Annotated in this window: 20 protein-coding genes and 1 pseudogene; 4 read left to right on the plus strand and 17 right to left on the minus strand. The window is 71.5% G+C overall.

The features are described 5' to 3' along the window. Window positions 1–7 precede the first annotated feature (7 nt). The 3 genes from ACWCPF_RS21375 to pdxR form a co-directional block, all read right to left on the minus strand. A complete protein-coding gene (locus ACWCPF_RS21375; RefSeq protein ID WP_451046638.1) occupies window positions 8–4,366 on the minus strand; it encodes a hypothetical protein in 4,359 nt (1,452 codons plus the stop codon). A 4-nt stretch (window positions 4,367–4,370) separates the two neighbouring features. Beyond that, window positions 4,371–4,742, minus strand: a complete 372-nt coding sequence (locus ACWCPF_RS21380; protein ID WP_451046639.1) for a hypothetical protein — start codon at window positions 4,740–4,742, stop codon at window positions 4,371–4,373. 137 nt (window positions 4,743–4,879) lie between these two features. Further along, on the minus strand, window positions 4,880–6,481 hold the full coding sequence (gene pdxR / locus ACWCPF_RS21385) for a MocR-like pyridoxine biosynthesis transcription factor PdxR (protein ID WP_451046640.1): 1,602 nt from the start codon (window positions 6,479–6,481) through the stop codon (window positions 4,880–4,882). Window positions 6,482–6,502: 21 nt separating this feature from the next. Between pdxR and ACWCPF_RS21390 the strand changes: the two genes are divergently transcribed. Then, the gene (locus ACWCPF_RS21390) at window positions 6,503–7,465 is read left to right on the plus strand and encodes a DMT family transporter (RefSeq protein WP_451046641.1); all 963 of its coding nucleotides are present in this window, start codon (window positions 6,503–6,505) and stop codon (window positions 7,463–7,465) included. Window positions 7,466–7,491: 26 nt separating this feature from the next. Here the strand turns inward: ACWCPF_RS21390 and ACWCPF_RS21395 are convergent, their stop codons facing one another. The 3 genes from ACWCPF_RS21395 to ACWCPF_RS21405 are packed head-to-tail and all read right to left on the minus strand — an operon-like array spanning window position 7,492 to window position 10,013. Further along, on the minus strand, window positions 7,492–8,604 hold the full coding sequence (locus tag ACWCPF_RS21395) for a sensor histidine kinase (RefSeq protein ID WP_451046642.1): 1,113 nt from the start codon (window positions 8,602–8,604) through the stop codon (window positions 7,492–7,494). A gap of 14 nt (window positions 8,605–8,618) precedes the next feature. Next, complete coding sequence (locus ACWCPF_RS21400; protein WP_451046643.1) at window positions 8,619–9,305, minus strand: response regulator transcription factor; 687 nt, start codon at window positions 9,303–9,305, stop codon at window positions 8,619–8,621. A gap of 9 nt (window positions 9,306–9,314) precedes the next feature. Then, window positions 9,315–10,013 carry a VanZ family protein gene (locus ACWCPF_RS21405; RefSeq protein WP_451046644.1) on the minus strand — a complete coding sequence of 233 codons (699 nt, stop codon included), beginning with the start codon at window positions 10,011–10,013 and terminating at the stop codon, window positions 9,315–9,317. A gap of 265 nt (window positions 10,014–10,278) precedes the next feature. Here ACWCPF_RS21405 and ACWCPF_RS21410 point away from each other — a divergent pair, with 265 nt between their 5' ends. Further along, window positions 10,279–10,833 (plus strand): hypothetical protein, encoded by a 555-nt coding sequence (locus ACWCPF_RS21410; protein WP_451046645.1) that lies wholly within the window; start codon window positions 10,279–10,281, stop codon window positions 10,831–10,833. On the opposite strand, the gene ACWCPF_RS21415 is transcribed toward ACWCPF_RS21410, so the two are convergent. The 6 genes from ACWCPF_RS21415 to ACWCPF_RS21440 all read right to left on the minus strand — a co-directional run bounded on the left by ACWCPF_RS21415 (window position 10,806) and on the right by ACWCPF_RS21440 (window position 16,441). Further along, complete coding sequence (locus ACWCPF_RS21415) at window positions 10,806–11,426, minus strand: hypothetical protein (RefSeq protein WP_451046646.1); 621 nt, start codon at window positions 11,424–11,426, stop codon at window positions 10,806–10,808. The two genes, ACWCPF_RS21410 and ACWCPF_RS21415, sit on opposite strands and share 28 nt — an antisense overlap. Beyond that, complete coding sequence (locus ACWCPF_RS21420; protein ID WP_451046647.1) at window positions 11,423–12,820, minus strand: hypothetical protein; 1,398 nt, start codon at window positions 12,818–12,820, stop codon at window positions 11,423–11,425. The genes ACWCPF_RS21415 and ACWCPF_RS21420 overlap by 4 nt, the downstream gene beginning before the upstream one ends. After that, complete coding sequence (locus tag ACWCPF_RS21425) at window positions 12,817–13,644, minus strand: ABC transporter ATP-binding protein (protein WP_451046648.1); 828 nt, start codon at window positions 13,642–13,644, stop codon at window positions 12,817–12,819. Before ACWCPF_RS21425 ends, ACWCPF_RS21420 begins: the two co-directional genes overlap by 4 nt. Window positions 13,645–13,667: 23 nt before the next feature. After that, window positions 13,668–14,501, minus strand: coding sequence for a zf-HC2 domain-containing protein (locus ACWCPF_RS21430; RefSeq protein WP_451046649.1), 834 nt, complete (start codon window positions 14,499–14,501; stop codon window positions 13,668–13,670). Continuing rightward, window positions 14,498–15,061: an RNA polymerase sigma factor gene (locus ACWCPF_RS21435; RefSeq protein WP_451046650.1), complete on the minus strand. Its 564-nt coding sequence runs from the start codon at window positions 15,059–15,061 to the stop codon at window positions 14,498–14,500. The genes ACWCPF_RS21430 and ACWCPF_RS21435 overlap by 4 nt, the downstream gene beginning before the upstream one ends. A gap of 177 nt (window positions 15,062–15,238) precedes the next feature. Next, on the minus strand, window positions 15,239–16,441 hold the full coding sequence (locus tag ACWCPF_RS21440) for an erythromycin esterase family protein (protein WP_451046651.1): 1,203 nt from the start codon (window positions 16,439–16,441) through the stop codon (window positions 15,239–15,241). A 68-nt stretch (window positions 16,442–16,509) separates the two neighbouring features. Between ACWCPF_RS21440 and ACWCPF_RS21445 the strand changes: the two genes are divergently transcribed. Next, window positions 16,510–17,244 carry a TioE family transcriptional regulator gene (locus ACWCPF_RS21445; protein ID WP_451046652.1) on the plus strand — a complete coding sequence of 245 codons (735 nt, stop codon included), beginning with the start codon at window positions 16,510–16,512 and terminating at the stop codon, window positions 17,242–17,244. Window positions 17,245–17,339: 95 nt separating this feature from the next. Beyond that, window positions 17,340–17,987 (plus strand): dihydrofolate reductase family protein, encoded by a 648-nt coding sequence (locus ACWCPF_RS21450; protein WP_451046653.1) that lies wholly within the window; start codon window positions 17,340–17,342, stop codon window positions 17,985–17,987. A gap of 59 nt (window positions 17,988–18,046) precedes the next feature. On the opposite strand, the gene ACWCPF_RS21455 is transcribed toward ACWCPF_RS21450, so the two are convergent. The 5 genes and pseudogenes from ACWCPF_RS21455 to kdpA form a co-directional block, all read right to left on the minus strand. Beyond that, window positions 18,047–19,141, minus strand: a complete 1,095-nt coding sequence (locus ACWCPF_RS21455; RefSeq protein WP_451046654.1) for a magnesium and cobalt transport protein CorA — start codon at window positions 19,139–19,141, stop codon at window positions 18,047–18,049. Window positions 19,142–19,299: 158 nt separating this feature from the next. Then, window positions 19,300–19,795, minus strand: a pseudogene (locus ACWCPF_RS21460) (response regulator transcription factor); the annotation flags it as partial. A 56-nt stretch (window positions 19,796–19,851) separates the two neighbouring features. Continuing rightward, entirely contained in the window at window positions 19,852–20,520 is a 669-nt protein-coding gene (locus ACWCPF_RS21465) for a potassium-transporting ATPase subunit C (RefSeq protein WP_451046655.1), read from the minus strand. A 25-nt stretch (window positions 20,521–20,545) separates the two neighbouring features. Then, a complete protein-coding gene (gene kdpB / locus ACWCPF_RS21470; protein WP_451046656.1) occupies window positions 20,546–22,675 on the minus strand; it encodes a potassium-transporting ATPase subunit KdpB in 2,130 nt (709 codons plus the stop codon). After that, window positions 22,672–24,336 (minus strand): potassium-transporting ATPase subunit KdpA, encoded by a 1,665-nt coding sequence (kdpA, locus tag ACWCPF_RS21475; RefSeq protein WP_451046657.1) that lies wholly within the window; start codon window positions 24,334–24,336, stop codon window positions 22,672–22,674. Before kdpA ends, kdpB begins: the two co-directional genes overlap by 4 nt. Between the last annotated feature and the right edge of the window lie 6 nt (window positions 24,337–24,342).

Consider the following 24,342-nt stretch of genomic DNA (forward strand, 5'->3'; position numbering starts at 1 on the left):
GGTGCCGTCAGCCGTTCTTCGAGATGCAGAACGTCGGCCGGTGGGCACCGGGCCGCAGGGCTCGGGCGACCCCTCGTTCCAGGACGCGGGCGGCGCTCTTCACGGGCCAGGGCATCCGCTCGGCCAGCGGTGACCCGGCCAGGCGCTCCCACAGGGCGTGCATGCGGTCCTCGGCGTCGGAGCGGGTCATGGCGCGCACCGCGTCCAGCGCCCCCTGGCAGGCGGCCAGGCTGCCGTCGGCGGGCAGTCGGCGGCCGAACTCGGCCACCACGAGCGCCGAGATCAGGTCGTTGACGGGCAGGATCGGTGCGACGACATGGCGGCAGCCGGAGACCAGCGCCGCGTTCGAGAACGACACCGACTCGCGTTCATGGTGCTCGTCGAGCCGACGGCCCATCTCGCACGAGGCGAGGAAGAGCATGTCGATGTGGGCCAGGGAATGCTTGGTGGCGATGTCCAGCACGGACAGGCCGTCCGCGCCGATCATCAGCGAGGATCCGAGCAGGCCGCCGCGGCCCTGTGCGCCGTGACAGCTGGCGACGATGACCGAGGCGTCGGGAAGGTGTCGGCCGAACATCTCCGCGCTGGAGTCCGAGCCCAGCAGACTGCGGACCTCCAGTCCCGCGATCTCCCGCAGCGCCGCCGCCTCCAGCCAGGGACCCAGCAGCGTGTTCGAGGCATCGCCGATGTGCAGCAGCCGGGCCGGTCGTTCCGTGGCACCGGCGTCGACGGGGTCCGGTTCGCGTGGCTGGGCGAACCGCACGCTCGGCAGGTGGTTCAGCCTCCGGGGCTCCCCGAATTCGACGAGAGTCACGGCCGCGAACACCTGTTCATTGAACAGGGCCAGCTCCGGCCGCTCACCGGCCGCGATCAGGATCGGCCGCAGGTCCTGCGGAGCGAATCCCTGGTCGGCGCACTCCCGCAGGGCCGACGCCCACGACCAGCCCACACTGTGCAGCAACTCCTGGTTGTCCGCGCCGAACACATCCCGGTCGGCGATGTCGAGGGGACCGAAGGTCAGTGCGCGTCGACCGGCTATGAGATGAACCATCCGGAGGCGGCCGTCGTGGACGAACTGATAGGTGACGATGCCCGAGCGGTCGGCGACCTCGACAGCGCCGCCGGCGTCGATGTCCTGGAAGATGTGCTGCCAGTCCTCCCTCGCGATGCCGAACTCCACGGGGGGCGGTTCGCTCGCGCGTGCGGCCAGGTAGTCCCACACGGCGCGTTCCGACAGGTCGGTGCCTTCGGTGTCCAGGTCGGCGTTCGCGTCGGCTGTCTCCTCGTCGATGCCCAGCCGGAGTCGTCTGAGGAGCCGGAGGCGGCCCTGCTCCAGCACCTCGACCACGGCGGGGATGTCGTTCGCGTCCGCTGCCGCCGCCGCGACCATCAACTGAGCCGTGTCGCAGTGGTCGTCATGGGTCAGTTCGTCGAAGCGGGCGGCCACGCCGATCGCCTCGTCCTGGAGGAAGGTCAGCCGGTCGAGCTCGGCCCGGATGCCGCGGACGTCCCCGAGGCGCATCAGGGCGGACACCCGTATCTGTCTGATGTGCGCCTCCAGCGCGGGCATCGCAGCCCGTGCCAACTCGTCGAGCTCCGGCAGGATTTCGGCCAACGCCACGGTGTCGCCCGTCACCAGCAGCAGTTCCGCCCGGCGCACCGGCGCGCGGGACCGGACGGCCATGTCCATGTCCCGGTGCGTGTCCGTGGCGACGGCCCGCCGCAGTGCGCGCAGTGCCGTCTGCGCCTCCTCCACCAGGTCCTCGGGGCCGAACTTCCGCGCCAGCAGCGTGACCGCGAGCGCCTGTTGGACCGCGGACGGCGGGAGCTCGGCCATCGGACTGCGCAGCAGCACACGCAGCCAGTGCAGGCCCTGCGCGCGATCGCCGGCCGACGCGGCCGATTCGATCATGAGCATCGCGTAGTCGCTCTCGATGGCGTCGGCGGGGATCAGCGAATCCGGCATCGACCGGGCTTCCTCCAACGCGAGGGAGAGATACTCCCGGGCGACGTCGCGCAGGCCGGCATGGTGCGCGCATTCGCCCACCGCGTAGCGGACGGCCGCCTTGATCGGTTCGGACACCTTTTCGGAGGCGCGCACGAACTCTTCGAGCACCTTGGCCACCGTCCAGTGACCGAGCCTCGCCCGGCGGTCGTGGACCGGCCGGTCGGCGTTGGCCAACAGCCAGCCCAGCAGGGTGACCGCCGCTTGTTCGGTATGCCCCTGCTCGCCGTAGCGGGCGCAGGCCTTGAGGGTTTCGACGAGCGACGTCTCCCATGTTCCGAGCTGGGTGGTCACATGGACGTCGGGCCCGGAGCTCTCCTCGGCCCGATGCGTGCGCACCATGGCCGTGGCCAGGCGGATGTCCTCGGGGCCCAGGCCTGCGAGGTCGGCGATCCAGCGCTGGGTCAACGCCGCCAGGGCGGCCACTCCCCTCTCGCCGAGGCTCAGTACGCCGGGCAGATCGTCGAACAGGGTCCGGGCCGCGAGTGCGGTCTCCCGTCCGAACGGTTCCGCCGTCGACAGCGTGGTGTCCGCGACGGCGTTGATCAGGTTGACGGCGGCTGCCGTCCAGGAGCCGAGGTTCAGTTCGGGGTGCGCCGCCATCAGCCGCAGACCGCCCGCGTGATGCGTCACGAGGGCGGAGGCGTCCGCGCACTCCTGGGCGACCAGGGCCCGTACCCGGATCAGATCGGCCTCCAGCGCCACGGCCGCCGCCTCGTCCACGCGACGATGCTCCTCGACGCGACGGCCCAGGTCGGCGACGACGTCGTCCATGTCGTCCCCCTCGATCAGCGTCCGCACCTTGGCCGCCTGCAGTTCGGCGCGCAGGACGTCGTAGGCGGCGACGTCGGAGGGCTCGGACCGCCAGGCGTGCTCGGCGAGACGGACCAGTTCCCGGGTCCACCGTGCCGCGATGCGCTCGTGCCGCATATCGACGGCGACGGGCATGATGGTCCGCCAGCCGGTGAACATGGCCTCGTACCGCTCGGATTCCGGCAGCCGCAGGGCGAGGTCGTACATGAAGGACAGCAACTCGTCCCAGCGCGCACCGGGTGCCCCGCTCGCGGCCAGTTCCATGCAGGCATGGAGGAAGTAGCCGGCGGCCTCGGGCACGTCTGCCGCGTCCAGCGATGCGAAGAGGGACATCAACTCCGGCAGGGCCGACTCCTCGCCGCGCTGTCCGGCGAGCACCACGGCGGCCACCCGGGACGCCAACTGCGTCAGCATCCCCATGGACGACGGATCCCGCGCCGCGTCCTGCCACTCCGTGACCACCAGTTCTTCCGGCGGCACCACCCGTCCGCCGAGCCGGTATCCCATCAGGATCACGACCAGGCCCAGGGGGTAGCCCCCGACGAGGAGCAGAGCGGACGCGTACTCCCTGACCTCCGCCGGGAGAGGGGCGTCGCCGGGAAGATCCCCGGAGAGCGGGATGTCCTCGGCTTCTGCGGCCAGGAGGTAGCCGAACCAGTCCGAGAGCGGCGGTCGCACGGAGTCGTCCGGCGTCGGTTCGTCCAGTTCCTGGAGCCAGTCGCCCGCCCACCGTCGCCAGAGCCGAAGTCGGAGTCGCCACCGGTCGGGCTGCGGCAGTTCGGCGAACCCGGACCGGTGCAGACAGGCGAGCACCCTGACGCGCAGGGAGGCTCCCTCGACGAGTTCGTCCGGGTGCGCCTCCTCCGCGGCGAACGCGAGATCCAGCGCGTTGTGGAAGGCCGCCGGCCCGTGGGCGGAGAGCAACTCCAGAAAGCTCCGGTTGGTCAGTGTCAGGGCGATCCGGTGCCGATCCGGCTGCTCGTCCTCGTCGAGCAGCCGGAGCGTGCGCTCGAACGCGTCGCGCGCCTCGTCGACGTGCTCCTGGAGGATCGGCTTCGGCCCGGTCCCCATCAGCTGCAGACGGCCCTCGGCGACCGCCTGCTGGAGTTCGCCGTGCGCCGACAGGCCGCGCAGGATCAACCGATGCCGGTCCAGGAAGGCCTGCGCCGCACGGAGCCGAGCCAGGTCGACGCCCTCCAGCCGTACGGTGTCGGCGAGAAGGTTCACATCCCGTTCGAAATCCTCGACGGACCCTTGCAGGACGTAGCCGACATCCGTCTGGCAGGCCAGGAGCGCGTGGTCGACGGCCTGCACCGCGTGTCCCGGGATGCCCAGTCGCACCAGCCGCCAATGCCCGACGCTCACATCGTGGTGCACCAGCGCACGCAGTTCCGTCGCGGGGATCATGCCGAGCACCGTCGTCAGGAGGGCGACGGCCTTGGTGAGGGTGGGCTCGGTTCGCCGATCGAGCAGCCGACGGCCTTCGGTCCACAGTTCGTACGCGCGACGGTGATCGTCAGCCGTGGGCTCGGGCTCGGGCCCGGCCACGGGCTCATCCCTGGTCAGGCCGGTCCCCACGAACGCGCCTGAGGTAGGCGGCGATCTCCTCGTCGGTGGTGTCCGCGTCGATCACCAGCGCCGTGTCGTCGTCCGACGTGCGCAGCGTCGGCGGGTCGTCCGCCTCCCGCTGCTTCAGCCAGCCCCGAATCGCGGCGGTCAGCGAGGCGACGGCGCTGTCGGTGAGCTTCGTCGCCACGACGGTCGACACCGCGGTCGTCACGGCGAGCACCACGGCAGGCACCAGCGCGGGATCGATCCGGTCCTCACGCACATACGGCCAGACGACATCCTGCTCCATCAGTTCGTAGGCGAACTCGGACGGGAACTCCAGCAGAACTTCCGGTGCGGAGTTGGTCTCAGGCATCGCTCTCCCTAGCCTCGGGCGCCCGTGCGCGGCGTCCGTCAGATGATCAAATGACAGGATAGGGGCGGATCTTCTCCCCCACAGGGGGAATACGGCATTCCGGATCGAACTCGCCCGGTCGGTGAGCATTCTGCCGTTCAGCGGTGCGCACGCCGGGTGCGGGTGAGGTTCCGCAGGGCGGTGCCGATGAGGGCGATGCCCTCCTCGATCTCGTGGGCGGGGCCGGCCGCGTAACCGAGGACCAGGCCCGGGGGGCCGGGGCTGATCCGGTGCCAGGACAGCGGGTGCGCCTTGACGCCCTGGGCGAGGGCGGCCGCGGCGAGGTCGGTGTCGCGGAAGCCGCCGCGGGGGTCGTCGAAGGTGACCATCAGGTGCAGGCCGGCGGCCGCCCCGTGGACGCGGGCGCCGGGCAGGTGCGTCTCGATGGCCCGCAGCATCACGTCCCGGCGCCGACGATGGCGCAGCCGGACATGGCGCAAGTGCCGTTCCAGTTCCCCGGAGTCCATCAGCCGGGCGAGGATCAGCTGGGTGAGGATGCCGTTTCCGAGGTCGGCGTAGCGTTTGGCGGTCACGGCGGCCTCCAGCCGGGCCGGCGGTACGAGGAGCCAGCCGACCCGCAGCGCGGGCGCGAGGAGTTTGGACACGCTGCCCGCGTAGCAGACGCCCTCGGGCATCAGCGAGCGCAGCGCCGGCACGGGCGACCGGTCGTAGCGGTGCTCGGCGTCGTAGTCGTCCTCGATGACGACCCCACCCCCGGCCGCCCAGCTCAGCAGGCGGCGACGGCGTTCCCCGTCGAGGACGACGCCGGTGGGGAACTGGTGGGCCGGAGTCAGCAGCACCGCACGGGCGCCGTCGGCGCGCAACGCCGCGACGTCCAGGCCGCCGGCGTCCACGGGGACGGGGACGGTCGTCAGGCCGCCGTACTCCAACTGCTGGCGCGCTCCCAGGGATCCGGGGTCCTCGACGGCGATACGGCGGATCCCGTCCGCCCGCAGGAGTTGCCCGAGCAGGCCGAGGGCCTGTGCCACACCCGCGACGACCACCACCTCGTCCGGGTCGGCGCGGATGCCGCGGTTGCGCGCCAGCCAGCCGACCACGGCCCGTCTGAGCGCGAGGGCGCCCTGGGCGTCGCCGTAGCCGAAGTCGGCCGGGGTGACCCCGGCGAGGACGGCGCGCTCGGCGCGCAGCCACTCGGTGCGGGGGAAGGCGGCGAGGTCGGGGACGCCCGGCGAGAGATCGATCCGGCAGGGCAGGGCGCGCAGCGCGTCGACCACGCCGTCGCGGTCGTCCGAGCCGAAGAACGCGGGCCCGGTCTCCGTCGCGCCGGGGGCGCGTTCGCGGGGCGCGGCGGGCGCCGCCACGACGACGGTTCCGAGCCGGCCGCGGCCGGCGATCTGACCGGACTCGGCCAGTCGCCGGTAGGCCTCGGTGACCACGCCCCGGGTGACCCGCAGTTCTTCGGCGAGCACCCGACTGGCGGGCAGCCGGGTGCCGACGGGCAGCCGGCCGTCGGCGATGGCCGACCGCAGCCGGTCGGCGAGCCAGGCGGTACGCCCGCCGGAGGGCGCCTGGCCGATGTCCAGCTGGAGGAAGTCCGAGCCGATCCCCGCGACGGAGGCGGAATCCGACACCGGTTCGGGCGCCGATTCGGACACCGGTTCGGGCGCCCGGGGTGTCGTCGCGCGTGGCTTTTTGGACCCCTTGGCCGGTGGCTCTGTGGACCTGCCCATGGCGTCCATTGTGACGGCAGGGTGGACGGCATGGACACACCTTCCCCGCGATTCGCCCAGCTCGTCCCAGGAATGGTCGGGATGGTGCTGGTCGGCAGCAGCGTCACGGTCTCGCACTCGCTCGTCGACGCCCCGCTGTTCACCGCGCAGGCCGTCCGGTACGCGGCGGCGACCGTGATCCTCCTGGTGGTGGCGCGGTTCGCCGGTGCTCGCCTGGTGTGGCCGCGTGGCCGCGAGTGGCTGTGGCTGACGGGGCTCGCGGTGACCGGTCTGGTGCTGTTCAACGTGGCCGTGGTCCGGGGCGTCGCGCATGCGGAGCCCGCGGTGGTCGCCGTCGCGGTGGCGTGTGTGCCCCTGGTTCTCGGGGTGGTGGGCCCGCTGCTGGAGGGCCGTCGGCCGAGTCGGCACGTCCTGCTGGCGGCGCCGGTCGTGATGACGGGCGCGGTGCTGGTGGAGGGCACCGGGCGTACCGATGCCGTCGGGGTGGCCTGGGCGGCGGTCACTCTGGGCTGCGAGGCCGCGTTCACGCTGCTCGCGGTGCCGGTGCTGCCCCGGCACACCCCGTGGGGGGTGTCCGTACACGCGACATGGCTGGGCGGTGTGCTGCTGGCCGTCCTCGGCGCGACGCGGGAAGGGCCTTCGGCCGCAAGGGAGTTGACCGGCGCGCAGTGGGCGGCCGTCGGCTACCTGGCGCTGATGGTGACGGCGGTCGCCTTCGTCCTGTGGTACTCGACGGTGCGCTCCGTCGGGGCGGGGCGGGCCGGGCTGCTGACCGGCATCGCGCCGCTGGCGGCGGCGGCCGTCGGCACCGTCTCGGGCGTGGGGGTGCCGGGGCCGTGGGTATGGCTGGGCATCGCCGTGGTGATCGCGGGTCTGGTCGGCGGCCTGCGCCCACGAGACGTTCCCGCCGGAACGATCACGGAAGTCGACGTCGACGAGGACGACCGCACGGCCCGGGTGGATCCGCCGCCCGCCGCGGTGCGCTCGAAGTAGGGGTGGCCGTCGACAGTCACCCCTGGCTACGGCGTGCTGGGCAGCCGGACGGTGACCCGGAGGCCGCCGCCGGGGCGGGGGGCGAGGTCGAGGGTGCCGTCGTGGGCGCGGACGACGCTGTGCACGATGGCCAGGCCGAGGCCGACGCCGGCGTGCTCGTCGGTGCGTACGCGTTCCGTTCCGCGCCGAAAGGGCTCGGTGAGGTTCGGCACCAGGTCGGGTGGGAGCGGGCGGCCCGTGTTCTCGACCCGCAGCACGCTCGTGTCGCCGAGCGCCTCGGTGTGGACGGTCACGGCGCCGCCGCCGTCGGCGGCGGGGAGGTTGTGGACGATGGCGTTCTGGACGAGGTTCGTCACCACCCGCAGCAACAGTTCCGCGGAGCCGCTGGTCCGGGCCGCTCCGCCGGTGACGTCGAGCGTGATCCGGCGCTGTTCGGCGAGCGGAAGCAGCGTTTCGGCGGCTTCCTCGGCGACGAGGGAGAGGTCGACGCTCTCGCGGGTGAGGTCTGCGCGGTCGCCGCGACTGAGCAGCAGGAGGGCCTCGGTGAGGTCGATCGCCCGCGTATTGACAGCGTGCAGGCGTTCGATGAGTTCGCCCCGGTCCCGTGTGGGGTCCTTGCGGGCGACGTCGAGCAGCGTCCGCGAGATCGCCAGCGGGGTGCGCAGCTCGTGGGAGGCGTTCGCGGCGAACCGCTGCTGCTCGGCGACGTGGGACTCGAGTTGTCGGAGCATCGAGTCGAACGCGTCGGAGAGCTCACGGAATTCGTCCTGGCGGCCCTCCATCCGGATCCGGTGGGACAGCGACCCGTTCCCGACCATCCGCGCCGCAGCCGTGATCTGCGTGAGCGGTGCGAGCATCCGGCCGGCGAGGATCCAGCCGCCCAGGAGGCCGAACGCGAGGAGGAAGGCCAGCGCGGTGGCCGCGGCGGGGGCGAAGCCGCGCAGGAGGTCGGAGCGGTCGGGCCCGACGATGATCACGGCGCCGAACGACTTCTGGAGGGCCTCGGGATCGTTGGTCGGCAGCCAGCGCAGCACGAACACCCACATGACGGCCAGCAGGAGAGTCCCGGCGACGCACAGGAATCCGGCATAGCTGAGGGTGAGCTTCAGCCGGGCGCTGCGCCCTTGGCGTCTGTTCAAGGGGCGCCTGTCGTTCATCGGGCGTCCGTCCATGAGTCCGTTTCGGTGTCGATCCGGTAGCCGACGCCGGGCACCGTGGCGATGATCCATGGTTCGCCGAGTCGTTTGCGCAGCGCGGAGACGGTGATGCGCACGGCGTTGGTGAAGGGGTCGGCGTTCTCGTCCCAGGCCCGTTCCAGCAGCTCTTCGGCGCTGACGACCCCGCCCTCTGCGGCGACGAGGACTTCGAGGACGGCGAACTGCTTACGGGTCAGGGCGACATAGCGTCCGTCCCGGAAGACCTCCCGGCGGAAGGGGTCGAGCCGCAGGCCCGCGATCTCACGGACCGGGGGCCGGGCGTACGCGCGTCTGCGGTCGAGCGCCCTGAGCCGCAGGACGAGTTCCCGCAGCTCGAAGGGTTTGGTGAGGTAGTCGTCGGCCCCGAGCTCGAACCCGGAAGCCTTGTCGTCGATCCGGTCGGCGGCGGTGAGCATGAGGATCGGGATGCCGCTGCCGGAGGCGACGATGCGCCGGGCGACCTCGTCGCCGGACGGCCCGGGGATGTCACGGTCGAGGACGGCGAAGTCGTAGGAGTTGACGCTGAGCAGTTCCAGGGCGGTGTCGCCGTCGCCGGCGATGTCGGCGGCGATCGCCTCCAGCCGCAGACCGTCACGGACGGCTTCGGCCAGGTAGGGCTCGTCCTCCACGATCAGTACGCGCATGCCCGAAGCCTAGGCAGCGCGCCATATCGCCGGCGTATGCGCGGTGCGCCACCAGCGGCGCGAGGCCAGCCCGGCCAGTACGGCGCCGGTGGCGTTGACCAGGACGTCGTCCACGGAGGACACCCGGTCGAGTTGCAGGACGAACTGCGCGGTCTCGACCAGGACCGAGCAGCCCGCCCCGAGCGCCAGGATCCGCGGCACGGACGCGAGCGCCGCGAACCGCATCGGGGCGAAGAACGCCAGCGACGCGAAGACCAGCAGGTTGCCGACGATCCCGAGCGGTCCCATCGTGACCAGGTCCCGCAGCGGTACGAGGCTCACCCGGGCGGGGGCGATGCCGGGCGCGGCGCCGGGCATCAGGGTCAGCCACAGGAACGGCACCGTCCCGTGGACCATGCCCACCTCGGCCAGCGAGATCCGCCATGCCGATGTCCCGTCGTCGGCGGCACGCCGAAGACGCGCCAGGCCCCACGCCAGCAGCACGGCCAACGGCAGCGCGACCAGCGTCATGAGCACCACACCGTTGAAGGTGTCGTAGCAGCCGTGCCAGCGCCCGGCCATACACCGGGGAGCGGACATCATCAGCGGCCCCCGCACGGCGAACAAGGCGCTCGCCAAGGCGAGGATCGCCACGCTGAGAAGCACGATCTTGCGCGTGCGGCGGGGCGGTGCCGTTGCGGATGCCGATTCGGCTGCGGTGGGGTTCATGTCCCCATGGGAGGCGGCGGGGCGTTGCGGCGACGTATCCGATTTTCGATACGCCCCCGAGACGCTCAGGCATAGCGTTCACCCTCAGCTCATCGCAACGGCCAGGCCGGGGATCATTGCGTTATCTACAGCTTATTGCAACGATTTCACGCCTTCTACCTGCCACGATCGTGATGGCGTGCAATAACTTCGTTGCCAGTTATATGAATGCAACGTAGCGTTTCCATCACAGGAAACATCGGTGGGCGGTCAAGGGGGTCGGATCATGGAGACGGTGCAGAGTCGGCAGCAGGCGGCGCCCGGCGCCCTCGCCGCCTTCGCCCGCTTCGTGGTCTGCGGCGGCGGGGTGGGGCTCGCCTCCAGCTTCGCCGTGGCGGCCCTCGCCGCCTGGATTCCCTGGGGCCTGGCCAACGCCCTGATCACCGTGGTCTCCACGCTCCTCGCCACCGAGCTGCACGCCCGCTTCACCTTCGGCGCGGGCGGACACGCGACCTGGCGCCAGCACACGCAGTCGGCGGGATCCGCCGTGGCCGCGTACGCGGTGACCTGCGCGGCGATGGTCGCCCTGCACCAGCTCGTGGCGGCGCCGGGTGCGGTGCTCGAACAGATCGTCTATCTGTCGGCCTCCGCACTCGCCGGCGTCGCGCGATTCGCGGTGCTGCGCCTCGTCGTCTTCGCGCGAAACCGCTCACAGGCCGCCACGGCCACGGCCACCGCCACGGCCACCGCCCGCATCCCCCGTCCCGTACCGGCGACCGTAGGCCTCAGCTCGGCCCCGGCCGAGCAGCGCTGCTACCGTCTCGGTCCCGCGACGGCGTAGGCCGCGGTGCCGACGACGGTCAGGACCAGGGCCGTCCAGGCGCCCGCCGGTGTGCCGGCCGGCAGCAGCATCCAGTTCGCCACCCGCGTGGGCACGCTCGTCGGGGGCGGCGCGAAGAACGAGAACGAGAGCCAGGCGAACGGCAGCGTCCAGGCGTACTGGCCGCCCGAGAGCGCCGCGCCCAGGGCGGCCAGTCCCATCAGGCCCGCGCTGTCCCGGACGACGAACGCGACGGCGGCCATGTCCCCGCCACCCCTGCCCCCGACCCCGACCCCAACCCCGACCCCGCCTCCGCCCATGCTCTGCACCGTCAGCAGTGCCGCGGCGACGACCGCGCCGGCCAGCAGCACATGCGCCGCTCTGCGCGGCGCCCAGCGGATCGCGGCCGTCCGGTCCAGCGTGAGGTCCTGCCCGCTGAGCCCGATCGAGGCCGCCATCGCCCCCGCGGCGAGGACGAGGACGAACGGTCGGGGATCATCGGGCCCCTGTCCCCCGTCCCGGGCGAGCGCCCACACCGCCACCGCGCCGATCACCACCGCGGCGAGCGACGCGGGTACCTGACGCGAGCGTGCGTACAGCGCAAGCCATCTCACCGGGACGCACCCCCGGACAGCACCTCGAACGGGTCGCCCTCGCAGGAGAGCGCGGCGGCGCGCATCGCGTCGATCCGCGCGACCTGTGCGGCCCGTGGCAGCGCCTTGAGTTCCTTCCACACCGGGCGGGTCTCGGCGTCGACCTCGTCGCGCAGACCTGCCGGCAGCGTGCCGGGAAGCGGTTCGAGGTCCCCGAGGACCCAGCCCGCGGCGACGGTCTGCGCGTACAGATCCGGCCCGAAGCTGGTCCAGCCGGTGGGGGTGCATCCCGGCACCATGCCCTTGGCGACCAGGGCCAGGGTGACTTCCTCGCCCTTCGCGGCGGCGATGACGTCGTCGTCGAAGTCGAAGAGCACGGTCGTGCGGGACCACTGCGGTGTGGTGCCTTCCGGCAGCACGGTGGCGTTCTCCCGCACCGAGACCGGCGCTTGAGCACCCAGCACGCCGTGCAGCAGGCGCAGCGCCTTCTCGCCGGGACCGGCGAGGTCGGCAAGCCGTCCCCGCTGGGTCTTCGTCACGCACACCGGGCCGTCGCACACCAGCTCCGCGGCGGCCTCGTCGACGACGTAGATCCGGTGCGGGTCGGACGGGAGGACGAGCAGGGCGATCACCGCGCCCGCGAGGACGGGCGTCAGGGCGGCCAGCCGGGCGCGCGGGGTCGCGGCGACCAGCAGCGCGAAGCCGGTCGCGGCCATGCCGAGCAGCCAGATCGTCTGCCCGACGTGCACGGAGGCGGAGAGCGTGACGAGCACGTCGCGCACGTCCTGCACCGCCGGCGACAGCAGCGAGACCGGGTTCGGCTCCGTGATCGTGATCCCCGTCTCGGTGACCGTCTCCGCCCGGCCGAACGACATCTGCATGAGGGCCGTGAACACGAAGGCGCCCATGGTCAGCGCGGGCGGGGTCAGCACGGACGGCAGCGCCCGCCCGGCCCCCATGCCGAGCACGGCCCCCGCGACGAGAGAGAGCGCCCCGACCAGCGAGATCGGCAGCCACCGGAGGTGCGTGTACCCGGTGTGGGCCACCACCTGGACCGCGCCGACGACGACGAGGAGCGCGAAGGCCGAGGCCAGGGTGAAGGCCGTCGTGCCCGCCAGCACGGCCGCACGGTGGCGGGCGGGCCGCGGCGTGCTCGTCAGCAGCTCGGACATCTTCGAGCGGTGGTCGCGCAGCCCCTGCAGCGCGCCGAGGCCCACGGCGAGCGGCCACAGGTAGAACAGCAGGGCGCGGGTCCACAGGGCCAGCGACGTCCACTGGGCCGTCCACGCCGTGGTGCCCGTCCGCCACACGCCGTTCAGCAGGTACAGGAAGGCCAGCGGCGCCATCAGGGCGACGGCGCCGGCCCACGGGGCGACGGAGCGCTTCAGCTCGATGCGCAGGACGCGATGGTTCACCAAGTCTCCCTGGTCTGCTCGGGGTCGAGAAGCAGCGCCGAGTAGCCGCGCTCCAGGGGGCTGTCGCCCGGGTGCTCGGGGCCGCCCGCCGCCGCCAGGTCGTCCGGGGTGCCCTGGAAGACGAGTCGTCCCTCGGCGAACAGCACCACGTCGGTGCAGGCGGCGGCGACGTCCTCCACCAGGTGGGTCGAGACGAGCACGCAGGCGTCCGTGCCCAACTCCTGCAACAGCTGGCGGAAGCGCAGCCGCTGCGCCGGATCCAGACCGACCGTCGGCTCGTCCAGCAGCAAAATCGTCGGGTCGTTGACGATGGCCTGGGCGATGCCGACCCGGCGCACCATGCCGCCGGAGAGGGCCTTCATCCTGTCGTCGGCGCGGTCGGCGAGACCCACCCGCTCCACGGCGCGCTGCACGGCCGCGGGGATCTCCGCCTTCGGCACCTCCTTCAGCCAGGCCATGTACTCGACGAACTCGCGCACGGTGAAGCGCTTGTAGTAGCCGAACTCCTGCGGCAGATAGCCGATCCGGCGGCGCAGCGCACGGTGCTCGCCCAGGCCGCCCCGGCCGGCCGCGCCGCCGACGGACTCGCCGAACAGCTCCAGGGCGCCCTCGGTGGGACGCAGCACGGTGGCCAGGGTCCGGATGAGGGTGGTCTTCCCCGCCCCGTTGGGGCCGAGCAGTCCGTGCACTCCGGTGCCGAGCGAGAGGTCGAGGCCGTCGACGGCCATCCGTTTCCTGCCGACCCTGACCTTCAGCCCGGTGGCCCGGATCTCCCAGGCGTAGGCCCTCGGTGCGAGGTCGGCCGCGCTCACGGCGGACGTCATGTCGTGTCCTGCCCTTCTCTTGGTCATCGGTGGGCTCCCAGCACGGAGTACGCGCCTCTGCGGGCGATCACGACGCCGACGCCGAGTGCGAGGATCAGCCCCCACGCGGGCAGTCCGCTCGTCTGCAGGGCGAAGGTCGTACGGCCGGCGGCCAGAGTCGGCGCCACGACGACGACGGCCCATACGGCGGCCAGCGCGACGGCGGCGCGGGTCACCCCGACGACTCCGCCGAGCGCCAGCGTCGTCGCCGTGAAGGCCAGACAGGGCAGCAGCCACTGAGCCACCATCACCCCCGTCAGCCATCCGCCCACCAGCAGGGCGGGGACGACCACGCCGAGCACGGCCGCGGTGCGTCGCAGCACCAGGTGGAGCCCGGCCCTGGGCGCCGAGGCGGTCAGTTCGTACGCCGGGTCCAGCCCGCGCGACCAGGACGCGGCGACGCCGAGCACGGGCAGGACCGGCGCGAACAGCAGCACCAGCGACACCCCGCCGGAACCGGATCCGGAGCCGGTGGTGCCGACCAGGTCGAGCAGCAGGGCCAGCAGCGTCACGGCGACGACCATGGCGAGCCAGGGCACCATCGTGGGCGTCAGCCATCTCGACAGCCGTGCCGACCGGCGTCGTCCGCGCGGCATCGTGGCGGTGACCGCGAGCCGGGGTTCGAGGCCGGACCACACGGTGTCGACCAGCGACGCCACGGCGGGCGCCTCGACGGCGACGGCGGCGGACAGCCGGTCACGGCACACCCGGCACGTCTCCAGGTGGGCCTCCACGGCCCACACCTCGTCGGCGGCGAGGTCCGTGCCGCCGCGCGCGTAGCCTTCGATGATCCGCGTCGACGCATGTTCCACGCTCATGCCAGCGCCCTCCGCATCGCGATCCGGGCCCGGCGGGCACGGGTCTTGACCGTGCCCTCGGGCAGCCCGAGCAGGACCGCGGTCTCCCGGACGGACAGCCCGTCGAGCACCATGGCCTGCAGTACCTGTCTCAACTCCGGTGCGAGGCAGCGCAGCGCATCCCCGACATCGCCGCCGACGGTCGCCGCGAGCGCCAACTCCTCGGCGGCGGGGGCTGCTTCGGGCACGGCGGCGGCCGGCGGCGGCTCCGCGTGGTGCGCCCTGCGCCGGAACGCGTCGACGAGGCGGCGCGCGGCGATCGTCCACAGCCACCCGACGGCCGTCCCGCCGACCGCGGCTCCGGCGAACGCGCCCGCCGCGCGCCACACCACCAGGTAGGTCTCCTGCATGACCTCCGCGACGATCTGCTCGTCCGCGCAGCGGCGGCGCAGCCGCACCGCCAGCCACGGCGCCGTGCGCCGGTACAACTCCTCGAAGGCGGCACGGTCGCCTTTCGCCACCAGCCGCACGAGACGTTCCTCGTCCCACTGGTGCAGCAGCGCTGCTCTGACTGATCTCACACCGGCTAGACGCCCGAGCCGGGCCGCAGGTTTTCCCCCCACCGTGATCCCCGCCACATCCGAGAGGCCTGCGGCCGCGGTTCGGCAGCGCCCTGAAGGGGCGCGGGGAACTGCGCGACCAGCCACGACGGGGCCGCAGCAGAACGACGGCACATCGCGGCATCTCCAGCGGAACGCTCAGCTTCGCGGGACGTCCCTGACGAACACGATGCCGTCGTATGCGGCGAGGTGGGCCGCGTCGAGCGGGGCGTAGCCGTAGTACGGGGACTCGCGGGGCGCGGGGCACGTGTCCCCGAGGACGGTGGCCAGCCCGGCGGGGTCGACGACGCAGCGGTCCTGCGGGAGCGCGTGGAGGAGTCCTTCGAGGGTGTCCGGCGGCGGGATGTCCACTCCCTGGTGCCGGAGTGTGCCGAGGGCCGTGGCCAGGAAGGCGTAGTCCTCGCCCAGGCGGGCGTTCACGAGCGCGCCGGCGCTCCACCACCGCAGCGGCAGGCCGCCCATCCGCATCGTGCTCTTGTCCCGCTGGAGATGGCCGTTGTGGGCGTGGACGAGTGCCGGGGCCCGTTCGGCGAGGGCGAGGAGGTTGTCGGCCATCATCTGGTCCCGCAGGCCCACCAGTCGGGTCATACGGGCCGGTGAGGCGTCGGCCATCCAGTGGTGGTAGCGCAGCAGGCCGGTGGCGGTGCGCCCGTACAGGCGCGTCCGGCGCCAGTCGTCCCGCGAGGTCGCCGCGATCAGGTGCGGTGTCTGCGCGTCGAGCAGCGCCACGAGATCGTCGGCGAGCAGCCGCAGTCGGCCGGCCTCGGGCGACTGTCCCACGGACCGGGCCGGGTCCGTCATCGCGGCGGGATCGGTCCACCGGTCGTCGGCGCCGAGCAGGCGGTCGAGCGTGTCCGCGGTGCAGGGCAGCAGGTCCGGGTCCACGTGGGCCGCGAGGCAGCCGTGGAGCGCGGTGAGGGCCTGCCGGGGACTCGCGGCGCCGGTGATCTCCAGCGGGCCGTCGAAGCCGGCGAAGCGCAGCCGCTCGGACGCGGGCCGGCCGTCGTTGTGGGCGCGCATCCAGCGCACGAGTTCGCGGTTGGCCGCTGACGCGCCCCAGCCGTGGCTGAACCCGCGCTCCATGACCTCGTCGAGGGTGCCCGTGCCGGTGGTGACGTAGTCGTCCACGACCAGGCCCATCATGCAGTCGCTCTCGATCGTGATCGTCCGGTAGCCCTCCTCCTCGACGAGTTGCCGGAAGAGCTCGTTGCGCAGGTCGAGCAGCGTGTCCTCACCGTGGGTGGGCTCGCCCAGCGCCAGCAGCCGCGGGCGGGCCGGGAGCAGCCTCATGACGGCGGCGGCCTCGATCGCCTGGGCGGTTTCCTTGATGTCGATAGCCATGACCTCAACGGTATCGTTGAACTTTCGGTTGAGGCTTTTTCGCAGTATCGGCGGGGATCGGCGGGGTCATGGGAGCAAACCTTCAAAGCGACGAGCGGCTCAGGCCGATCGACCTGGCGCGCGGGCACGGTCTGTCCACGCAGGCGATCAGGAACTACGAGGAGGCAGGCATCCTTCCGGCCGCCGATCGCACGGCGAGCGGCTACCGCACCTACACCCCGCTGCACGCGCAGGCCCTGCGCGCGTTCCTGGCCCTGCTGCCCGGCCACGGCCATCGGACGGCGACGTCGATCATGCGGGCCGTGAACGAAGGCGCGGCCGAGGACGCGTTCCGCCTCATCGACGAGAGCCACGCCCAACTCCTCGACGACCGGCGGACCCTCCAGGCAGTGGAACGCGCCCTGGCCGGCCTGGAGCCGACCGGTCCAAAGGCAGGTCCAGCCGTGTCGTCCGGGCCCGGCGGCACCTTCATCGGGCCGCTGGCGGAGCAGCTCGGCGTCCGGCCCGCGACCCTGCGCAAGTGGGAGCACGCCGGGCTGGTCCGCCCGCACCGCGACCCGCTGACCGGGTATCGCGTCTACGCCGACGCCGACGTACGGGACGCCCGGCTGACGCATCAACTCAGGCGCGGCGGCCACCTGTTGGAGCAGATCGCCCCGCTGATCGCCCAGGTGCGGGAGGCCGGCGGACTGGAGCCGCTGGAGGCCACCCTGCGCGACTGGCACGACCGGCTGTCCGCCCGCGGACGGGCGATGCTGACCGGGGCCGCCGAGTTGGAGGCATACCTGCGCCGGCTCGGATGAGAGTCCACGCCGACGGCGGCTGCGCGACCGGGCCGAAACACCGAGACTGGACGCAGGGAAGGAAAGAAAGAGAGAAAGAAAGGGAATCGCCAGCTATGTCACTCGTCCGCGTCCACAACTTCTCCATCTCGCTCGACGGCTTCGGCACCGGCGAGGGCCTGACCCGTGACGCGCCGTTCGGCCACGCCGGCGAAAGGCTGCACCAGTGGATGTTCGCCACCCGGTTCTGGCACACGATGACCGGCCGCCCCGGCGGGACCGGCGGTCTCGACGATGCCTTCGCGCAGCAGTTCGCGCCCGGGATCGGTGCGGAGATCATGGGCGCCGGAAAGTTCGGCCCGCCGGGATGGCACGAGGACCCGGAATGGCAGGGGTGGTGGGGGCCCAACCCGCCGTTCCACACCCCGACCTTCGTCCTCACCCATCACCCGCGCCCGTCGATCGAGATGGAGGGCGGCACGACCTTCCACTTCCTCGACGCGTCGCCGGCCAAGGCGCTCGCGGCGGCCCGCGAGGCCGCGGGCGACCAGGACGTACGCATCGGCGGCGGCCCCACCGTGATCCGCGACTTCCTTGCCGAGGGGCTCATCGACCGCATGCACGTGGTGCTGGTCCCGATCCTCCTCGGCCGGGGAGTACGCCTCTGGGACGGCCTGGAGGCGCTGGAGAACAACTACGACCTCGAGGCCGCCGGCTCCCCCAGCGGCGTCACGCATGTGACGCTCACCCGCGCAGGCATCTGAGAACCTCCTCGGCCGAGCGCCCGGACCGCGGGCGTTCCGCACCTGGCCCCGAGGACGGGTCAGAGCCAGCCGTTGCGCTTGAACCCCCGGTGAATGACGAAGCAGGCGGTCACGATGACGGCGAGGACGAGGGGGTAGCCGAAGCGCCAGCGCAGTTCGGGCATGTGCTCGAAGTTCATGCCGTAGACGCCGCACACCATGGTGGGGACGGCGATGATCGCGGCCCAGGCGGTGATCTTGCGCATGTCCTCGTTCTGGGCGACGGTGACCTGCGCGAGGTGGGCCTGGAGGATGGAGTCGAGCAGGGCGTCGAAGGCGGTGATCTGCTCGGTGACACGGGCGAGGTGGTCGGCGACGTCCCGGAAGTACGCCTGAATGTCCTTGTCGACACAGGCGCGGGGTTCGGTGGCGAGCCGGTCGAGGGGGCGGGCGAGCGGGACCACGGCCCGCTTGAGTTCGAGGAGTTCGCGTTTGAGCTGGTAGGTGCGCCCGGCGTCGGCGTTTCGGGGACTGTGCGGGGAGAAGACGTCCGTCTCGACCTGGTCGATGTCGTTCTGGACGGCGTCGGCGACGGTCACATAGTCGTCGACGACATGGTCGGCGATGGCGTGCAGCACGGAGGACGGGCCCTTGGCCAGCAGTTCCGGGTGGGCTTCGAGGTCTTCGCGCAGGGGGCCGAGGGAGCCGTGGCTGCCGTGCCGGACGGTGACGGCGAAGTCGGGGCCGGTGAAGATCATGATCTCGCCGGTGTCGACGACCTCGCTGGTCGCGGTCAGTTCGGCGTGCTCGACGTAGGTGACGGTCTTGAAGACGGAGAACAGGACCTCGCCGTACTGCTCGGCTTTGGGGCGCTGGTGGGCGTGGACGGCGTCCTCGACGGCGAGCGGGTGCAGGCCGAACAACTCGGCCACCTGCGCGAACTCCGACTCGGTGGGCTCGTGCAGGCCGAGCCAGACGAAGCCGTGCCCGCGCTTGCGCACCCGGGCGACGGATTCCTCGACGGTGGGGGCGGCCTCCTGGCGGACGCCGTCCTGGTAGATGACGCAGTTGACGACCGTCGAGCCGAGCGGGGACCGGGCCGGGTGGCTGAGGTCCACGCGCCGTCCCCGCAGCGCGAGACGGGCGACTTTGCGCAGGTTGCCGACCATCGACATGCGGTGTACTCCTTCGCCGGGATCCGGCCAGTGTGCCAGGTGACGTCGAACCCCCGACATGTCAGAGAAGCGTTGTGAACCGTCCTCCCGGCGTCAGGTGTGCACCAACAGCAGGCAGCGACCGGCCCCTCGCGCGCTTCGATGGAAGGCGCACAGCTGCTCTGCGAGACTCCCCAGGCCTCCTGGAGCAGCTGCTTCTGCGTGATGAGCCGGCCGGGGTTGGTGACCAGGATCTCCAGCAGATGCCATTCGGTCGGGGTGAGCCGGACGTCGTGGCCCGCGCGGGTGGCCTTCTTGGCGCGCAGGTCGAGTGAAGTCGTCGGTGGTCACCAGGACGGTCTCGGGGGCGAGCGGCGCGTCCTCGGTGCGGCGGACGGCGGCGCGCAGCCGGGCCAGGAGCTCGTCCATGCTGAACGGTTTGGTGATGTGGTCGTCGGCGCCGGCGTCGAGCGCGGCGACCTTCTCCTCGGAGGCGCGGCGCGCCGACAGCACCAGGATCGGCACCCGGCTCCAGCCGCGCAGCGCCTTGATGACCTCGGTGCCGTCCATGTCGGGCAGGCCCAGGTCGAGCGGGACCACGTCGGGCTGACGGGCGGCGGCGAGCCGGAGCGCGGTGGTGCCGTCGGGCGCCGGGTCGACCCCATGGCGGCGGGAGTCGGCGCGGCGGGGTGCCCCGGTGCGCCGACTCCCGCGTGGTGCACGTAAGCCCATCAGCTCTTGGCCACTAGTTCCTTGAGCGCGATGTTGAGCTCCAGGACGTTGACCCGGGGTTCGCCGATGAAGCCGAGCGTGCGGCCGTCGGTGTGCTCGTCGACCAGCCTCTGCACCTGGTCGACGGACAGGCCGTTCTTCTCCGCGACCCGGTGGACCTGGATGTCCGCGTAGTCCGGGGAGATGTCCGGGTCCAGGCCCGAGCCGGACGACGTCACCGCGTCGGCGGGCACGTCGGCGGGCTTGACCGTGTAGCCGCCGACCGAGTTGTCCTTGACGACGGCGGCCTTGGCGGCCGTCACCCAGTCGATGAGGTCCTTGTTGTCGCCGGAGCGGTTCGTCGCGCCGGACAGGATCAGCGAGTACTGGGTGTTGACGCTGTTGGTGCCCAGCCCGTTCTGCGGGCGGCCCTGGAACCACTTCAGGTCGGGCTCCGGGGTCTCCCGGCCGTCCTTCAGCGGCAGGTTGTAGGACTGCCCGATCAGGGACGAGCCGACGACCTTGCCGTCCGCCTTCATCTCCGAGCCGTTCGCCTGGTCGTTGAACAGGGCCTGCGCCACACCGGTGACGGTCAGCGGGTAGATCACACCCGTCACCACCGTCAGCACCAGCAGGGCGCGCAGCCCCGCCCACAGCAACCGGGCCGTGTTCGATACCGAGTTGTTCATGGCCGATCAACACGCTTTCAAATAGTTACAGCCCGGGGATGAGGGAGATGAGCAGGTCGATGATCTTGATGCCGACGAAGGGGGCGATCAGGCCGCCGACGCCGTAGATCGTCAGGTTGCGCCGCAGCATCTTGTCCGCGCTGACCGGCCGGTACCGCACGCCCTTGAGGGAGAGCGGCACCAGCGCGATGATGATCAGCGCGTTGAAGATGACCGCGGACAGGATCGCGGAGTCCGGCGAGGACAGCTTCATGACGTTGAGCCTGTCCAGGCCCGGGTAGACGGCCGCGAACAGCGCCGGGATGATCGCGAAGTACTTGGCGACATCGTTGGCGATGGAGAACGTCGTCAACGCGCCCCGGGTGATGAGGAGTTGCTTGCCGATCTCGACGATCTCGATGAGCTTGGTCGGGTTGGAGTCGAGGTCGACCATGTTGCCGGCCTCTTTCGCGGCCGACGTGCCGGTGTTCATGGCGACGCCGACGTCCGCCTGCGCGAGGGCCGGTGCGTCGTTGGTGCCGTCGCCCGTCATCGCGACGAGCTTGCCGCCCGCCTGCTCCCGCTTGATGAGCGCCATCTTGTCCTCGGGAGTGGCCTCCGCGAGGAAGTCGTCGACGCCGGCCTCGTCCGCGATCGCCCTGGCCGTCAGCGGGTTGTCGCCCGTGATCATGACGGTCTTGATGCCCATGCGGCGCAGTTCGTCGAACCGCTCCCGCATGCCCTCCTTGACGACGTCCTTGAGGTGGATGACGCCCAACACCCGTGCGCCGTCGGTGTCTTGCACGGCCACGAGCAGCGGGGTGCCGCCCGCCTCGGAGATCCGGTCGGTGAGCGTGCCGGCGTCCTCGGAGACCGTGCCGCCCTGCTCCCGGACCCAGGCGACGACCGAACCGGCCGCGCCCTTGCGGATCTTGCGCCCGTCGACGTCCACGCCCGACATCCGGGTCTGGGCGGTGAAGGCGATCCACTCGGCGCCTTCGAGTTCGCCCTGCCGGCGCTCGCGCAGCCGGTACTTCTCCTTCGCCAGGACGACGATGGAGCGGCCTTCGGGGGTCTCGTCGGCCAGCGACGACAGCTGGGCCGCGTCGGCCAGTTCGGCTTCGGTGGTGCCGGTCACCGGCACGAACTCGGACGCCTGCCGGTTGCCGAGGGTGATGGTGCCGGTCTTGTCCAGCAGCAGCGTGGAGACGTCGCCCGCGGCCTCGACGGCCCGCCCCGACATGGCCAGCACGTTGCGCTGCACCAGCCGGTCCATGCCCGCGATGCCGATCGCGGAGAGCAGTGCGCCGATCGTGGTCGGGATGAGGCAGACCAGCAGCGCCACCAGCACGACCATCGTGAGATGCGTGCCCGCGTAGTCCGCGAACGGCGGCAGCGTGGCGACGGCCAGCAAAAACACGATCGTCAGCGAGGCGAGCAGGATGTTCAGCGCGATCTCGTTCGGCGTCTTCTGCCGGGCCGCGCCCTCGACCAGGGCGATCATGCGGTCGATGAAGGTCTCGCCGGGCTTCGTCGTGATCTTGATGACGATCCGGTCGGAGAGGACCTTCGTGCCGCCGGTGACGGCCGAGCGGTCGCCGCCGGACTCGCGGATGACGGGCGCCGACTCACCGGTGATGGCGGACTCGTCGACGCTCGCGACTCCCTCGACGACGTCGCCGTCGCCGGGGATGACATCGCCGGCCTCGCAGACGACCAGGTCGCCGATGCGCAGTTCGGTGCCGGGCACCTGCTCTTCCACAGCACCGTTGAGCCGACGGGCGACCGTGTCGGTCTTGGCCTTGCGCAGGGTGTCGGCCTGCGCCTTGCCGCGGCCCTCGGCCACCGCCTCCGCCAGGTTGGCGAACACGACCGTCAGCCACAGCCAGACGCTGATGGTCCAGCCGAACCAGTCGCCCGGGTCCTTGAACGAGAAGACCGTGGTCAGCACCGAGCCGATCCACACCACGAACATCACGGGCGACTTGACCATCACCCGGGGATCGAGCTTGCGGAACGCGTCCGGCAGCGACTTCAGCAGCTGCTTCGGGTCGAACAGACCCGCGCCGACGCGTCCTTCGGCGGGCTTGTGACCGGTCGGCACATCACTGTGCGGCGCCCGGGTCGGGGTGGCAGTGGACATCGAGTCCTCTTGCTTCTCTGTACGGGTGGTCATGACGCCAGCCCCTCGGCCAGCGGACCCAGCGCCAGGGCCGGGAAGTAGGTCAGACCGGTGATGATCAGGATCGCGCCCACCAGCAGACCCGTGAACAGCGGCTTCTCGGTGCGCAGGGTGCCCGCGGTCGCCGGCACCGGCTTCTGCTCGGCGAGCGAGCCGGCCAGCGCCAGCACGAACACCATCGGCAGGAACCGGCCGAGGACCATCGCCAGGCCCAGGGTGCTGTTGAACCACTGCGTGTCCGCGTTCAGACCGGCGAACGCCGAACCGTTGTTGTTCGCGGCCGACGAATACGCGTACAGGATCTCGGAGAAGCCGTGCGCGCCGGAGTTCGTCATCGAGTTGCCCGGCGTCGGCAGGGCCATCGCCGCGGCAGTGAGGATGAGCACCAGCGCCGGGGTGATCAGGATGTACAGGGCCGCGAACTTGATCTCGCGCGTGCCGATCTTCTTGCCCAGGTACTCGGGCGTGCGCCCGACCATCAGACCGGCGATGAACACCGCGATGATGGCCATGATCAGCATGCCGTAGAGGCCGGAGCCGGTACCACCGGGTGCGATCTCGCCGAGCTGCATGCCCAGCATGGTGATGCCGCCGCCGAGACCGGTGAACGAGGAGTGGAAGGAGTCCACCGCACCCGTCGAGGTCAGGGTGGTCGACACCGCGAAGATCGACGAGGCGCCGACGCCGATGCGCTGTTCCTTGCCCTCCATCGCACTGCCGGCGATGTCGAACGCCGGGCCGTGGTGCGCGAACTCGGTCCACATCATCAGGGCGATGAAGCCGAGCCAGATCGTGGCCATCGTCGCCAGGATCGCGTAGCCCTGCTTGAGGCTGCCGACCATGCGCCCGAAGGTGCGGGTCAGGGCGAACGGGATGACCAGGAGGAGGAAGATCTCGAAGAGGTTCGTGAACGGGGTGGGGTTCTCGAACGGGTGGGCGGAGTTGGCGTTGAAGTAGCCGCCGCCGTTGGTGCCCAGCTCCTTGATGGCCTCCTGGGAGGCGACCGCGCCGCCGTTCCACTCCTGCTGGCCACCCATGAACTGCCCGACCTCGTGGATGCCGGAGAAGTTCTGGATGGCGCCGCACGCCACCAGGACGATCGCGGCGACCACCGAGAACGGCACGAGGATGCGGACGACACCGCGCACCAGGTCCGACCAGAAGTTGCCCAGCTCACCGGTGCGCGACCGGGCGAAGCCCCGGACCAGCGCCACGGCGACGGCGATGCCGACGGCCGCGGAGACGAAGTTCTGCACGGCCAGACCACCGGTCTGCACGACGTGGCCCATGGCCTGCTCGCCGTAGTACGACTGCCAGTTGGTGTTCGTGACGAAGGACGCGGCGGTGTTGAACGCCTGGTCCGGGTCGATGGCGGCGAAGCCGAGCGAGCCGGGCAGATGGCCCTGGAGCCGCTGCAGCAGGTAGAGGAAGAGCACGCCGACCGCCGAGAAGGCGAGCACGCCGCGCAGATAGGCGGGCCAGCGCATCTCGGTGTCGGGGTTGGCGCCGATGCCCTTGTAGATCCACTTCTCGACACGCCAGTGCCTGTCGGAGGAGTAGACCTTGGCCATGTAGTCGCCGAGCGGGATGTAGGCGAGCGCCAGTGCCCCTGTCAGGGCGAGCAGCTGGAGCACACCGGCAAGTACGGGACCCATATCTGT

This window comes from Streptomyces sp. NPDC001858, assembly GCF_053594615.1.